Below are 15,581 nucleotides of genomic sequence, written 5' to 3' on the forward strand. Positions count from 1 at the left end.
GCAAATTGAAAATTTATAGGAATAAAATAATAACCTTTTATTGTTGATTACTTGTCTACTTAACAATAATAGACTTGATTTAAATACAATAATTAAGTTACCTGGCACCGTTGCACAAAATATTCAAACGTACTATTTAATACGCAAACAAAATCGCACCGTAATCCAATCATGACAGAATGACACTCCCTTGATTTACTTTTGTAAACAACACAAGAATAGCTAAATACATTTGTATAATTATTTTATTTTTAGGTAATTGTGGTTAAAAAAATCAGGTAATAACAAGAAATTTCTATTTCTTAATTTGAATTGAGTAAGAATAATTCTTTGTTTTGGATTTATTTTCAACGTTGTCATCTGTTTTTTTACCGGTAATCTTATAATGAATATTGTTCTCAGGCGGCAGTTTAAAATTTATTTTGAACCTTTTTTTTGTTTTTAGCCGTATTCCCTGATTTTTAACACCTCCAAAACGAATATTTTTAATTAACCGCGTGGCTTCTTCATCACACCCGTAACCCAACCCTTTTTGAATTTGTATTCCTTCAACATCGCCATTATCATTTATTTCAGCTACTAAATAAACAATACCTTCAACACGATGTGCAACCGCCTCTTCCGGGTAGGCTAAATTTTTTTCAATATACTTTTTTAACGCTTCTTTTCCTCCCGGGTATTCCGGGAGTTTAATAAATTTCTTTTCTGTCTTTTTCACAAATAATGTGTTTAACCAAATGTAGCAAAATACGAGACAATAAAAAAGGCTGCCTTTTCTCAGGCAACCTCTCTCAAATCTATCTAAAAGTCTTTATTCTATTACTTCATTTCCTCTTTTAATTGTTCTATCCAGGTCTGAATTCTTTTCTGCGTTAGACGTGCCTGGTTTTCCTGATCTAGAGGTAATCCGACAAAGATATCACCTCTTTGTGCTCTCGACGATTCAAAAGTGTAACCTTCTGCAGGAATTTTTCCAATCACCTTCGCCCCACACTCCTCCAGTATTTCAACTAGTATTCCTACTGCATCGCAAAAATTCTCCGGATATCCTTTTTGATCACCCAACCCAAAAACAGCAAAAGTTTTATTTTTTAAATCCATATCCTCCAACTCAGGCACGAATTCATCCCAGTAGTTTGGAAGTTCGCCATCAAACCATGTTGGTGCACTGAGTATAAAATTATCATAACTTTCCATAGTCTCTGTTGTAATTTCCTCAGCATTTATGGCATCAATCTCATCTTTGCCAAAAACATCAATAATCTTTTCAGCAACTTTTTTCGACTTTTGAGTATGAAAACTATATATTATTGCAGTTTTGCTCATGATTTCAAATTTAATACTTAACTAATTCTTTTACGGCATTATATATTTTTTCCGTATTGGGAAGTATAGCCTTTTCCAGAATACGGTTAAAACCAACCGGTGTAAATGTTGAACCAACTCTTCGTACCGGTGCATCCAAATATTCAAACGCATTTTCCATGATAAAAGAAGCTACTTCGCCACCAAAGCCCCCATGGACTTTATCTTCATGAACAATCAACACTTTATTCGTTTTTTTCACGGTTTCCAAAACCGCTGCTTCATCCATCGGAACCAGCGAACGCAAGTCAAGGACTTCAACACTTACTCCTTCTTCCTGCAATTTTTCTGCTGCCTGTAAACTCAAATGAGTTGTATTCCCGTAGGTAATAATTGAAATATCAGCACCTTCCCTTCGGATTCTCGCTTTCCCAAACGGTACTTCAAAATCATCGGGAACAATAGTTGCCGCCTGTGGTGCCTGGTATAAGGCCTTGGGCTCCATAAACATCGTCATTCCTTTTGAACGAATCGAAGTTCTCAACAAACCAGCAGCATCATCTGCAAACGATGGATAAACTATCCGCACACCAGGTATTGCTGCCAGGGAACCTTCAATATTTTGAGAGTGATACATTCCTCCACCGATATACCCACCCGAAGCCAGGCGAATGGTTACATTCGGACTAAATTTTCCATTCGATCGCCAGTAATCATGACTGGTATCGACATACTGTTCCATTGCCGGCCAGAAATAATCAGCGAACTCAGCTCCTTCAACTACCACTCTGATTTTTTCATTGTAACGCGACATTCCATTTGCGGTACCAACAATAAAGTCTTCAGCAATTGGAGCGTTAAACACCCTTTTCGCGCCAAATTCATGCTGCATTCCTTTTGAAACATTAAATATGCCTCCTTTATCTTTGTTGGCCATATCCTGCCCCCAGATAAATGTGTCAGGATTCTCTCTGAATTCAGTTTTTAATGTTTCATTCAAAGCAGTAATCATTTTCTTTTTTTCTCCCTCTGCATTGTGTAATCCATCAGGATACTTTTGAGAAACATACGGTTCAGGCACAACAAAATCCAAAATGGAATCGGGATCTGGATCGGGTGCTGACATCGCAGCTTTATGCGCCGCTTTTATTACTTTTTTGGTATCTTCTTCAAGTGTTTGAATTTCTTCTTCAGTGAAACGTTTATACCGGATTAACAAGCGTTTAAATTTTGCAAGCGGATCGTATTCTTCCACATAATTCCGTTCTGATTGGCTGCGATATAACAGGTGGTCATCGGAATTGGAATGTGAATGCATACGCACACAGTTGGCTTGAACAATTACCGGTTTTGATTCTTCTATCGCATATTTTTTAGCCTCTTCCATTGCATTCATCGAGTCAAAAACATCTTTCCCGTTGCAATGGATGATTCTTAAATTTTTGAATCCTGTGAAGTTATTGGCAACCTTTCGTTGTGCCGTTTGGTCTTTTTTAGGGACTGAAATTCCATATCCATTATCCTGGATAACAAAAATTACAGGTAATTCTTCCTTATCTGCTCCGTTTATGGCTTCATAAACATAACCTTCACTAACCGAAGATTCTCCCTGACCACTTATTGAAACCGCTTTTTCCCCATAGTATTTAATGGCTCTTGCTGTTCCAACAGCATGTAATGTGTGGTTCCCGGTTGACGAAGAGACACTGTGAATATTCCACTCCGGTTTTGCCAGGTGGTTCGACATGTGTCTTCCACCACTTGACGGATCTGTTGCTTTTGAAATACCATTTAAAATAATTTCCTCTGCTGTCATTCCAGCAGACAGTGCTGTCAGCATTTCACGGTAATATAAAAACAAGTGATCTTTATTTTTTTCAAAAACCTGTCCAACTGCAAGCTGAATCCCATCGTGACCCGCGTAAGGTGCATGATATGACCATCCGATAGCTTGTTTCAGATAGTTTGGGGCTTTATCGTCAATTGCACGCCCAACCGAAAGCAAACGAAACCATTTTTCGAGTGTTTCCTTCGGCGTCTTTTTTATTGAATAAATTTTTGGGATGTCTTTATCTGTCATTTTCCTTGTTTTAAATTGAACGATTAATATCAAACTGCTCCAGATTATCAGCAATCTTTCTCAGGAATGCACCTCCAAGCGCCCCATCAATAATTCGATGGTCGTACGACAATGAAAGAAACATTTTATGTCGAATCACAATGGCATCGCCTGTAGGAGTTTCCATTACAGCCGGCTTTTTTTCTATGCTACCGGTAGCAAGAATGGCAACCTGAGGCTGATTTATAATTGGTGTTCCTATTATGTTTCTAAAAGTTCCAAAATTCGTAATGGTAAATGTACCTCCCTGTATTTCTTCCAAAGAAAGTTTATTGCTCCTGGCTGCATCTGCCAAACGATTCAATTCCTTTGTTATCCCAAGCAAATTCTTTTGTTCCGAATTCTTAATTACCGGGACAATCAAATTTCCATCAGGCTTGGCAACTGCGATACCAATATTAATATCCTTCTTCATAATGATTTTATCACCATCAACCGACGAATTTACCAACGGAAATTCAGCCAAAGCAGCCGCTACTGCTTCAGTAAAAACCGGCATATAAGTAATTTTTTCGCCATATTTTTTCTGGAATTCATCTTTGTACTTATTTCTCCAGAAAACCAACTCGGTAACATCTGCTTCAACAACAGAAGTGACATGCGGAGAAACTTTTTTGGACATTACCATGTGGTCAGCAATCATTTTCCGTACACGATCCATTTCTATAATCTGATCGTTTGCACCAATCGAGACCGGCATTGGAGCATGTTCTTTTGTTTCAGATACCTTAGCTGCTGATACTTTCTTTTCTGTTTGTGCGGCTGTTTCAACTTTTGCTTCTCCTCTGTTTTCAAGGTAGTCCAAAATATCTTTTTTCTGAACTCTTCCATTTGCGCCGGAACCTTCAATGGTTTCAAGCTCCTCCAATGAAATATTTTCTTCTTTGGCAATTGTTCGAACCAAAGGAGAGTAAAAACGGTTTGAAAGTTCTCTTACATTTTTCTGTTCATCAGTGCTTAAAGCGGCTTCTTTTTCTAACTCTTGTTCTGATTCTTTACTTTCTTCAATGCCAGCGTCTTCATCTACACTTATTTCTCCGCTCAGATTCACAACAGCCAAAACTTCGCCTACCGGAACCAAACTATCCTCCGGAAACAAAATCTTTTCAATAATACCGTCAACCGGCGAAGGAATCTCAGAATCAACTTTGTCTGTAGCTACCTCAAACAGCATATCATCTTCTTCTACTGTATCTCCTTCTTTTACAAACCATTTTGTTATCGTGCCTTCCTGGATACTTTCGCCCAGTTTTGGCATTATAATATTAAATTTTGACATAACTTTTTAGGTTTTTTTTCATACTATTTGTAATTTACACATACAATAACATTAGGTAAATTGAAATGTTCACATTACAATTTCAGTATTTAAGATTTTTTTATATCAAATTTTTCTATTGAAAATTTAAACCATCTATAAGTTACAAAAATGTCGTAATTTTTGAAAAAAAAACAGGGGAAAGAAAACTTTTGAAGATGCACCAAAACAGAGCAAAAGTTTTTTTTTACATTTGTAAACAACCAGTTAATTCACTGGCTGATTGAATTTTATGTCTCTCTAGATATTCTTTAATTCCTTCAATTATCTGAAGAGGAATAAATGGATTTTTAAAAATAGCCGTACCAACTTGTACTGCAGTAGCACCGGCCAGCATAAATTCAATTGCATCTGCCGCATTCATAATTCCTCCCATTCCGATAACAGGAATTTTTACAGCATTGTACACCTGCCAGACCATTCTTAAAGCAATAGGCTTTATTGCAGGACCGGAAAGTCCACCAGTGACAGTTGAAAGGAGCGGAATCCTTTTTTCAGAATCAATGCTCATTCCCAAAAATGTATTTACAAGGGAAACGCTATCGGCGCCCTGCCCTTCCACCGCTTTAGCTATCTCAGTAATATCTGTTACATTGGGCGAAAGCTTAACAATAAGCGTTTTATCATAAACCCGCCGTACTTCTCTTGTAACTGCCTCAGCACTTGGGCAACTAATACCAAAAGACATCCCCCCTTCTTTTACATTTGGACATGAAATATTTAATTCTATTGCCGGAATTTTGTCCAATTCGTTGACTTTTTCGGTTACCGCGATATATTCTTCTACCGTGGAACCATTTACGTTTACAATTAATGGCGTATTATAGTCCTTGATCCTTGGGTATATATTTTCAATAAAATAATCAACCCCTTTATTTTGCAGGCCCACTGCATTTAACATTCCGGAAGCTGTTTCAGCCATCCTTGGATAAGCGTTCCCGTCTCTGTTTTTCAGAGTAGTACCTTTTAATAGTAATCCCCCCAATTGACCAACATCGTAAAAATCGGTTAATTCTTCGGCAAAACCCGACGTTCCCGATGCTGTCATTACAGGATTTTTCAAATCCAGATCATGTATTTTTACATTTAAATCTACCATTTCAATTCCTTTATATTAAATACCGGTCCTTCTGTACATATGCAAAGATTTCCTTTTTGTGTTGGCTCGATACAACACAGGCAAACACCAAATCCGCATGCCATAAGGTTTTCCAGAGATACTTCACAAAAGATACCTTCCGTTTGAGCTATTTTGGCAACAGCTTTCATCATTGCATCAGGGCCACAGGCATAAATTTTACTGTAATTGTTTATTTGCTCAAATATGGAGTGATGTGTAACAAATCCTTTTTCACCTAAAGAGCCGTCCTCTGTGGTGTAATGTAAATTTCCGTATTTAGCATAGTCAGAAACATCAATATGCTCCTCTTTACTTCGGGCACCAAGTATAATATCGACGTTTTCTTTAACTAATCCTGTTTCTTTTGCCAGAAACAACATGGGTGCCACCCCACTTCCACCTCCTATTAACAACACCTTATCTTCCTTTTCAGGATAAGAAAAACTCTTTCCCAGGGGATATACTATATTAATGGTGTCTCCCTCTTCTATCTCTGTCAATTTTTTTGAACCACGGCCTAATATTTTAACAATCAGAGACATGGTATTTTGAGTGTAGTCTACTTCAAAAACAGAAAAAGGCCGACGAAGAAAAATTTCCTTTGAATTTTCCACCTCTACGTTTACAAATTGTCCGGGTGCTATCTGCGGTAACGCTTTTTTTGAAAGCAATTTAATCAGGAAATTAGATGAATTTAAAGCTATATTTTTAACTACTTTAAACTCTTCAACAAACTTTCTACTCATCTTAAAAAAATTTGTGCACAAAGATAGCCAATAATTTTAGTAACAAATAAACCGGACAGCAATGTATGAACAAAAAAAGCCGTTATACTATTTTATAACGGCTAGCAACTTCTGTACTCTACGATCTACTAAAATTAACTAAACAAAATTGGGTTTGTAATCACGTTGTATATTTATTATTTAACACCTTGTCTTTTGTAAACATAGATACAAATGTAAATAAAAATATTTAATGCACAAATACAAATGTGAATAATGATTATATTTCTGTTGTTTATTTTTGTGAAATACTTCATTGGAACGGATATATTTATGTAAAAAATATTTAAACATGACAATATAATGCAAAAGATTATCTATGAGTGGTTTATGATTTAGCTTAGTCATTAAACCAAAATAGCCACTTCTAATAAGTAGCTATCTGTATTACCTTTTGTATACTTTCTTTGATTTTTATTTCAAATAGTACGTCTGGAATACCTGAATTTTTGATCTATTTATTATAGGAAACAAATGTACCGTCGTTATATAACAATACTATTTTGTCTATTTGCTTGTTATTATTATTATTAATTAAATAATTTGAGTGCTGGGTACTTTTATTTTGAGTTCTCTCTTCTAAACCTGCTTCACTTTTCACGAGCTGTTCTTCTGCTTTTTCTATCATACTTCCTTCTCCTGTTAATAGCCACCTGGCATTCAACTCAGGAAATACAACAAGCATCTTTTCAATCAAAGAAGCTCCTGGCTTATTTCTGCCATTCAGGATATGAGAGATATTTGAACGCTGCACTTCAAGAACAGAAGCCAGCTCTCCTGCTGCTATTCCTTTATAATCAATAAATTTTTGAATTCGCTCTTTCATCTCTGTTTGATTTTATGTGTCAGAAGCTGTATTCTATCTTTAATAGAGATAGATATACAAATGTAACTATTTTATTTAAAATTACAAATAAATTCACATTACCACTTTACAAATTTGGTTTATAAAAAACGTTAAAACTATTCATTTTATATTATAATTTAGATAAGTTAAATTTCATAATTTGCTTAATATTAATATATTATATCTAAAATCAATATGGAAAATCAGTCATTTTCCGACATGTGAGAAATAATTATTATAAAAAGCTTAAAATAAATATATTTAAATAACTGATTTAGTGAATTATATAATTATTTATTATTAATTAGTAGTGGCTAGAGTGACACCAATTTAATTTCTAAAAACTATTGTATAATTACTACTAGTTTGGTTTACTTTTATAAAGTTTACTACTTTTTCAGATGAACAAAATTGAAATATTAGTTCTACCTCATGAATAAAACCTATATACTTTTATGTACAAGGACACGAAACATATGTAAACTCATATTGCTGTTCGTTAGGATTATACATTATTGTTTCAAAAGTAACATCCATAAACATTGTTAAAGAGGATAGGAAATAGCTAATTTTCACCGTCAACTGTCCTAATTAATGAATGCAGACCGAGATGCAATATTCATATTAAATACGTTTTTTTATTCAAAAATTAGCATTAACATAGCAGGAACAAAAAATTGATGTATATCCAGTCACAAAAAGAAAAATATTGGATTCTCATGGACTTAAAATATAGAAATATTTAAGACAAGTTATTATTGATGTGATACTTAGTTAATAAATTAAGTAATTAAAAATAGTTGAGAAAAAATAGAAATAGATAAAATTAAAAAAAATGCGATCGTTTCAACTGCTATACATACTCCTTTTTGCAGGATTTTACATCCTTGTATGTTTGGGAGCTTATTTTAACCTCGGAAATCTTCTTCGAAACAAAAGTTTTAAGATTGGCTATTGGGTGTATGTTATTATGTTTATTTTCTTTTTTGTTTTTTTATATATCTATCCCAACCAGCCGGGAGAAGCAGATAATTATTTTACTTATTTTTACTTTAATGCGTTTCTGTTTATTGACCTGACATTGAAGATTGTTTTAAGTTTATTTTATGTGTTAAGTAAATTGTTCAGAAGTGGAAAAGTCGTTCCTTTTGCAGGCCTTATCATTTCAATTGGCCTGGGCCTAACAATGCTTTGGGGTTTATCTGCTGGAAAAAATAAGATAAAAACTAAAAATGAAGAACTTTATTTTGCCACGCTTCCTGAAGGGTTTGAAAATTTCAAAGTGGTCCATATCTCAGATATACATTTAGGTAGTATAAGAAAGTCAAGCAGGTTATTAACTGAAGTAGAAAAAGAAATCAGAGATGTTAACCCGGATTTGATTCTGTTTACCGGCGATTTGGTCAATAATTTTTCATATGAAACCGAGGGCTGGAATGGTATTTTTAATAAGTTAAACTCCGGAGGAACAAGCTTTTCTATTCTTGGAAACCACGATTATGGTGATTATATGAATTGGAAAACCGAATCGTTAAAGAAAGATAATTTTGAAGAAATTGTGTTGTCAAATTCAAATCTTGGATTTCAGCTACTGCGAAATGAAAACAAAGTTATTTATCGAGGTACCGACTCCATTTTTGTGGTAGGTGTCGAAAACTGGGGGCATCCGCCTTTTCCACAATATGCTAATCTGGAACGGGCAGGAAAAGGAATTCCTAATGATGCTTTTAAAATTCTAATGACACATGATCCTGCTCACTGGGAAACTGTTGTAAAAGAAAATGGACACTACCAGTTAACCCTTTCAGGACATACACATGGTTTACAATGGGGAATCAAGTTAGGCGGAATTCCTTTTAGCCTTGCTTACTTAACCCGGAAGAACTGGGGCGGGGTATATCAGGATGGAGACAATTTCCTTTATGTAAATACGGGACTCGGAACTGTGGGAATTCCCTGGAGAATTGATATGCCGGCAGAAATAACCGTATTTACACTAAAGCGAGCTAAAATTGACCGAGAATAATAAATCGAAGTACATATTGTTTAATTCAGGCAGATACGATCCACGCAGACCGATACTTGCAGGAGCATAAAACCTCAGAAAGTTAACATCGCCTGTTATTTCAATTCCTACAGAAGAAATATCTTTAGAATATCTTCCAACTATTTCCCCATCATCGTAAACATTTCCTTTCAAGCGGGCAAAATCACCAAAAAAGGAACCTTTAACTCGCTGCAGATACAAGATACCAGCCAAACTCCATTCGGGGTAAAATACCGGAAACTTGTAATCAGTGCCCACTGTGTACATTTCGGTTGTGCTAATTCTACCCCAGCCCCTTGGGTATCTTATAACATCGGAAAAGCTAAAAGACTCACTGATATTCTTATCCTGAATTCCCCCATAGATTCGAATCCCGTGATTCTTCATCAAACCCGGCAAGTATAAAATTGATTGTAAAACACTTTGGTTCCCCAGATCTGTCTCTCCCGACGGCGAATGCTGATAATAGCCGTCAAGCACAATTCCAAAATCAGGATAAACGTCCATTGATGCCTGTTTTAAAAGCTGATGATAATATAACCTGTATGTAACAGACTGAAAATTTCCTTTAAAGAAATTGTCGGGGGTCGATGGATTGTGTTTGTAACTGGTATATTCGTATTGGACCTCTGGCTGAACGAGTCTGTTAAACGGTCCTCTTGTCAAAGTAAAAGGTACGCTAATATTTGCTTCGGCACTTGTAATTTTCCATGTAAAGTCCTGCAAAGTTGTATCCTGATGTATAATTTCACCTTGCTCATTTTTTGTTTGTCGAATCTGATAATATTGTGAAGCCCTGTTTCCCTTACTAATTTCAAAACTCAAAACAGGATACCAACCTTTGTATGTATACCTGGCATAAAACTGCCCCGTTTCTTCTGTAACATCCCATTTGTAACCAAAAATAGTTTCAGCGGTTCCCAGCTTATTTTGTGACATAATACTTGCTCCCGGCGTAATTTCATATGAATTGACGTCGACAAATGCCGGCGCCCAACTATGAAAGTTAAGTAAATGTGCCTTTTTATTGTATTTTTTTGAGCCGTACCTCAAAGTGTCGGGTACATCGAAATCGGGAATACCAGGTTCTTGTTTAGCAAGCTTTTCAGCAAGAAGGTATCGGCCTCTTTGTACATTTGTTATTATAACCGGGCGTGTTTCATTCAGTTTTATTAAACTAAAACCATCAGAAGTGTAATTGCTTAAAAGAATTTTTCGGTTCTCTGAAATGGCCGGGTATTCAGCTCCAAATCTTGGTTCGTATAAATAACGTATATTCTTGTCATTTAAATTATATGAATACAAACCATTCTTACCGGAGTAGCTGCTTATAAAATATAACGTGTTTCCTTCAAATATTAATTGTTTTATTTCACCCAAATCACTGTCTACCAATATTTCCATATCATTTTCCAGGAGGTCTATTTTGGCCAGTTTTTTCCCGTTTTTTGTTAAAACAACAACCGCCATCTCATTCTCATTCAACCATTCGGGTGAAAAAAAATAGTTGTTATTCTCTGATTGAAAACGATGGAGCAATTCTCCCGATGGAACAGAATAAACAGAAACAAAATAGTTATTTGAGAAATCTGTTTCGACCACTGCAACACTCGATTTGTCGGGAGATATGGAAGGACTAAAACCTTTAAACTCCGGATAAAACTCAGCCTTTTTCTTATTGTCAAGATTTAAAATTCTTATTAATGATTTTCCACTATGCGACCAGCGGGGATCAGGTACCTGTTCGGACCAGACAAGTATATTTTCCCTGTAATCAACTGATTCGTTAAAAATAGTTCCGGGGAAAAAGAGATCTTTCTCATTCCCGTATTTGTCAATAGATACAAATCGGCCTATTTTATCGAGAGATGTTTTGTACGAAATTATCAATGAATCGTTTAACCAATGATTATATTTATAACTGGTAAACCTTGTATTCTCTCCTGATATTTTTTGAAATGAGGCTGATGAGTATTTTTTATCTTGTTCTGTCCAAACTGTTTTCAAACTGTCAAAAACAGCTTGGTAGAACTGAACTTTGTTTTTTCCTGTAATTTTTTTCAATGTTGAATTAAACGGAGAAAATGCAAGAAAGCGTTGTCGTCCGACATTTGTCAGCACAGAATCCCAGATTTCAGTACCGTATCTTAAACGACCATTTCCTACCAGGTAGTAACCTAACTTATAGTGATTGGGAACAAAATCCTTGTAGGAGCCATTATAGGCTTTGTCGTAGGAATAAATTCCTTTTTCAACTACCTGCGCCTTATGTTCCATTAAAAAAGAAGGGAAACGTCCCCGCCCATATTTGCTAAGTGCCGTTTCAGTAGCAACTGCATCTCCTTCAATAAACCACCATGGCAAATAACCACCAAAAATAAGTGCCGTTCCCTGTTCACCCAGAATTGCTTTTATGAGCCCGGGGATTTCGCTGTTAATCTTATCAACTTGAACGACATGCCTGAATTCGTGTAAAGCCAATTGCTCCAGCCAATCCTGCGGATAAATATCCTGATGAGGAGTAGTATAAAATTCAGCTCTTTTAGGTGCCCAGGCCACCAGTCCATTTGACTTTACGGTTTGCGTATGAAGAATAACAGAGATTTTTTTTGGTTTGTGTTTTAAAGAGTGGCCTCCGTAGTTATAAACTTTTTCCAAAACCCACGTCAATTTTTGTGCCTGAGTTTCATAATAGTCCGGATAAATAATCTGAAAATTAGTTGTATTGATCTGTCTCCATTTAATAGAAGCAGGGTCTTCGCCTGTTTGAAAATACTGGGCTTTAGATACCACAAAACAAAACAATAAAACAACAGGGAAAAACAATTTCTTCATTCAAGTAGTTTTAGTTTTCCAAAATACGCAAAGAAGTTTAATAAAAACAAAAAGCCCGGAAAAATTCCCAGGCTTTTGTTTTGCTTGAACTTGCTTTTATACTTCGTTAACACCTAGAATGGGTATTGGATTTTCATCATCATCCTGATTTAAAATGGATTGATATAAAGTTGCAAACGCTGAATGTATCCACATAAATGAGAGGAGAACACCCACAAAAAATGCAATTAATCCGCCAATAAAAATAAATATTGAAATTACTCCCATCCAAAATACTTTCCAACCGTGTCCTTTTGTCATTTGCCAGCTTCGTTCAACCGCTTTCATTGGTTCAAGATTTTTATCCATTACCAGCAAAGGCACAAAAACCAATCGGCAGGCAATTATTATTCCGGGAATGATGAGCATTACAAATCCAATCATAACCAGGGCAAATACAATAAGATTAGCCAACACAATGTTTAAGTAGTTGGTTCTGAATCCTTCAAACAACAGTTTGAGGTCAGCTTCTTCATTTCTCATGGCTTTGAGAAACAGGTATTTTTCACCAAAATTTATTACCGGCATAAACATAAACGAATAAGCCAGGCCAAAAATCATTAGCGGTAATAATACTAAGGCTCCCCAGCCCAAATTGCCATCTGCTTTCCATCCAGCTCCAACCGGACCATTGAGAATTCCTGCAATTATTACTGCTACGAGCAGATAGAGAAATGCATTATCAAACATCTTTCGCCAGCCGTAGCTAAAACTCCCACCTATACTTGGTGTCAAACTTAAATATTCCTGATTGTTCATTTTGTTGTTTTTTAAAGTTTCTGTTTTCTGTTAATTCTGAATCGAAATTACGGTTAATTGTAAAAATAACCTTCCAACTTTGGTAGGATTTTGTATATTCACTACTTTGGTAGTTAACTGTATAACAGGCGACTTTGTATTATTGCAGCATACTACTTAAGTTGAAAGAGAAATGCAAATTGAGATTCTAGCTTATATTGTTACTTTTATTATAACCGCAGGATTGGCTGTGATCGGAATCTCAATCTCATACCAACTTTACCAGGGCAACAAAAAAGTAATCTTTCAAATACTGCTTTATCAGCAAATTTTTCTTTTTTCTTTTTTCATATATGGAATTTGGGGAAATATGGTCATTCGCCAATTAATTGCTGATTTTAATCTTAATGCAGAACTAAATGGCAAGCTCGCTTTGTTTATTCCTATGATTGGTATTCCTTTTTTGGTTGTTAGCTGGTTTATGTTGGTAAAATTTGGATTTAATCTGAAGGGATTTCGCATTCCAAAAGGATTTATTTACAGTTTTTTCCCCTTGTTAATATTTGTTCCCTTTATTGTTACCTTTTTGATACATAAAGGTAAAATAAGTACGCCGGCAGATCCTGATCTCTTTATCATACAAATTTTGCTATTGCTAAACCTAATTGTACAAGCTTTGTTTTTTGCCCCTTTGCTGAAGTCAGATAAAAAAGGAAACGAAAGAGATTTCTATATTCATAAAAAATATCTTGCTTTGTATTTGCTAGGTATTGTTATTTATTCTGCTTCCTTGAATTTTTTCCACATTTTCGGATATATTTCAACCTGCATATCAATCCTCTTACTTTTTGGAGTAAATATTCTGGTTCCTCTTTTTTTTCAGATTGAAATGAAATCAAATCCTACAATGGAAGAAGAAAAGAATATCGATTTTTCTACTTTTTGTAACTTGTATGAAATTTCAAAACGGGAGGCAGAAATCATTCTTGAAATTTGTACGGGAAAAACAAACAAAGCGATCTCCGAAAAACTTTTTATTACTTTGCAAACTGTAAAAGACCACACCCACCGAATTTATACTAAAACAGGCGTAAAAAGCAGGGTTCAACTAGCTAATCTGGTACGGGAAAAAACAGGAGGGTAACACTAAATTTTATTCGTCAAAAAACATGTCTTCTTTTATTTTTTCGATGCGGTCTTGCGCGTAATTAAAATTTCGTGCTTTTGCTCCACCTTCTTTTAAATATATTTGATAATAGTTTAAAGCCAGCGTTTTATTGGCATTAAATTCTTCATAGGTAGTGGCAATCTCAAAAAGCACTTCAGGATTTTCGGGATCCATTTCATTCGCTTTTTTTAATGCAACTATCGATTCTTCGAACTTTCGCTGTTGACCAAAAATCTGCCCAAGATGATGATACATTTCAGGAAGGTAAGCTGGAGTTGCCGATTCGATTGCTGCTTTCATGTATGCCTCCGAATCCTCGTATTCAGCTAAACGTTTATAGTTGAGGCTCAAATAAAATAACACATAAGGATCGTTGGCAACTTGCTCTGCACAGATATCCAGAATTGATATCGATTTTCTTTCATCTCGGTCAAAATAAAGACTAATTCCGTAATTCATTAAAACCTTATATAACGAGTCGCCGCCAAACATAAAAGAATTTTCATAGGCACTTCTTGCCTCGGTGTATTGTTTTGACGAAAAATAATAATCGGCCTGTTCTTCAAAAAACTGGGCATCTTCCGGAAAATTTTCCATTCCCCGCTCGATTGTTTCCTGTATTTTACCTGATGGCGGCAATAATTTATACAACCTTATTAAATTAAAATAAGATGAATAATCACGCGGATTGGCTGCGATAACCTTCTCGTACAATGCTACTGCGGTAAAAACCTGCTTCCGCTGATATGCACAAAATGCGAACTGTTTATTCCAATATACGTTTGTAGTATCAACACTATAGATTTGCTCGAATATTGAATATGCTTTATTGTAATTTTTTAGGTTAATATAGTTTCGTCCCAATTTTGCTGCCAATGCCAAGTTATCAGGATCAACTTTTAGAGCTCTTTCATAATATGGAATAGCGTCGATATAATTTCCTAAAATAGAATGTGTTTCAGCAATTTCATCTAAAATATCAAAATTACCTCCATCCAATTCATTTGCGCTTTCCAATGCAGAAATTGCTTCAGAATACATCTGGAGTTTGTTATAAATCAATCCTTTCTTTAAATATAAGTCTGTTTTTTTATCTTCTTTTAATTCCTGCTCAATGAGTTGCAAAGCTTTATTGTAGTCTTTATTTAGAATTAGCAAATCTATTTCTTCCTGAGAAAAAGCAAAACCAGACAGAATTACAAAAAAAAGGAGAATTAATTGTTTATTAAAATTATCCATATCAGCTTTATAAAGAAGTAG

General features: G+C 35.2%; 12 protein-coding genes. 2 read left to right on the top strand and 10 right to left on the bottom strand.

The window, feature by feature from the left end; genetic code table 11:
- Window positions 1-295 precede the first annotated feature (295 nt).
- From K5G00_RS10170 to K5G00_RS10200, 7 genes are all read right to left on the bottom strand, one after another.
- Window positions 296-718, bottom strand: a complete 423-nt coding sequence (locus K5G00_RS10170; RefSeq protein WP_238766055.1) for an energy transducer TonB — start codon at window positions 716-718, stop codon at window positions 296-298.
- A gap of 101 nt (window positions 719-819) precedes the next feature.
- On the bottom strand, window positions 820-1,326 hold the full coding sequence (locus tag K5G00_RS10175) for a flavodoxin (RefSeq protein ID WP_238766056.1): 507 nt from the start codon (window positions 1,324-1,326) through the stop codon (window positions 820-822).
- 10 nt (window positions 1,327-1,336) lie between these two features.
- Window positions 1,337-3,385 (bottom strand): alpha-ketoacid dehydrogenase subunit alpha/beta, encoded by a 2,049-nt coding sequence (locus K5G00_RS10180; RefSeq protein ID WP_238766057.1) that lies wholly within the window; start codon window positions 3,383-3,385, stop codon window positions 1,337-1,339.
- A 10-nt stretch (window positions 3,386-3,395) separates the two neighbouring features.
- Entirely contained in the window at window positions 3,396-4,703 is a 1,308-nt protein-coding gene (locus K5G00_RS10185) for a dihydrolipoamide acetyltransferase family protein (RefSeq protein WP_238766058.1), read from the bottom strand.
- Between the two features lie 226 nt (window positions 4,704-4,929).
- Entirely contained in the window at window positions 4,930-5,841 is a 912-nt protein-coding gene (locus tag K5G00_RS10190) for a dihydroorotate dehydrogenase (protein ID WP_238766059.1), read from the bottom strand.
- Window positions 5,835-6,608, bottom strand: coding sequence for a dihydroorotate dehydrogenase electron transfer subunit (locus K5G00_RS10195; protein WP_238766060.1), 774 nt, complete (start codon window positions 6,606-6,608; stop codon window positions 5,835-5,837). Before K5G00_RS10195 ends, K5G00_RS10190 begins: the two co-directional genes overlap by 7 nt.
- Before the next feature lie 493 nt (window positions 6,609-7,101).
- On the bottom strand, window positions 7,102-7,473 hold the full coding sequence (locus tag K5G00_RS10200) for a helix-turn-helix domain-containing protein (protein ID WP_238766061.1): 372 nt from the start codon (window positions 7,471-7,473) through the stop codon (window positions 7,102-7,104).
- A gap of 856 nt (window positions 7,474-8,329) precedes the next feature.
- Here K5G00_RS10200 and K5G00_RS10205 point away from each other — a divergent pair.
- Window positions 8,330-9,520 carry a metallophosphoesterase gene (locus tag K5G00_RS10205; RefSeq protein WP_238766062.1) on the top strand — a complete coding sequence of 397 codons (1,191 nt, stop codon included), beginning with the start codon at window positions 8,330-8,332 and terminating at the stop codon, window positions 9,518-9,520.
- Here K5G00_RS10205 and K5G00_RS10210 read toward each other — a convergent pair.
- Both K5G00_RS10210 and K5G00_RS10215 read right to left on the bottom strand, forming a co-directional pair.
- Window positions 9,491-12,376, bottom strand: coding sequence for a TolB-like translocation protein (locus K5G00_RS10210; RefSeq protein WP_238766063.1), 2,886 nt, complete (start codon window positions 12,374-12,376; stop codon window positions 9,491-9,493). The two genes, K5G00_RS10205 and K5G00_RS10210, sit on opposite strands and share 30 nt — an antisense overlap.
- A gap of 96 nt (window positions 12,377-12,472) precedes the next feature.
- On the bottom strand, window positions 12,473-13,174 hold the full coding sequence (locus K5G00_RS10215) for a DUF975 family protein (RefSeq protein WP_158870628.1): 702 nt from the start codon (window positions 13,172-13,174) through the stop codon (window positions 12,473-12,475).
- A 172-nt stretch (window positions 13,175-13,346) separates the two neighbouring features.
- Here K5G00_RS10215 and K5G00_RS30030 point away from each other — a divergent pair, with 172 nt between their 5' ends.
- Window positions 13,347-14,297: a helix-turn-helix transcriptional regulator gene (locus K5G00_RS30030; protein ID WP_317235541.1), complete on the top strand. Its 951-nt coding sequence runs from the start codon at window positions 13,347-13,349 to the stop codon at window positions 14,295-14,297.
- Window positions 14,298-14,306: 9 nt separating this feature from the next.
- Here the strand turns inward: K5G00_RS30030 and K5G00_RS10225 are convergent, their stop codons facing one another.
- Window positions 14,307-15,560 (bottom strand): tetratricopeptide repeat protein, encoded by a 1,254-nt coding sequence (locus K5G00_RS10225; protein ID WP_238766064.1) that lies wholly within the window; start codon window positions 15,558-15,560, stop codon window positions 14,307-14,309.
- Window positions 15,561-15,581 lie beyond the last annotated feature (21 nt).

It is taken from the genome of Maribellus maritimus, from assembly GCF_022267315.1.
In the GTDB taxonomy this organism is placed as follows: Bacteria; Bacteroidota; Bacteroidia; order Bacteroidales; family Prolixibacteraceae; genus Draconibacterium; species Draconibacterium maritimum.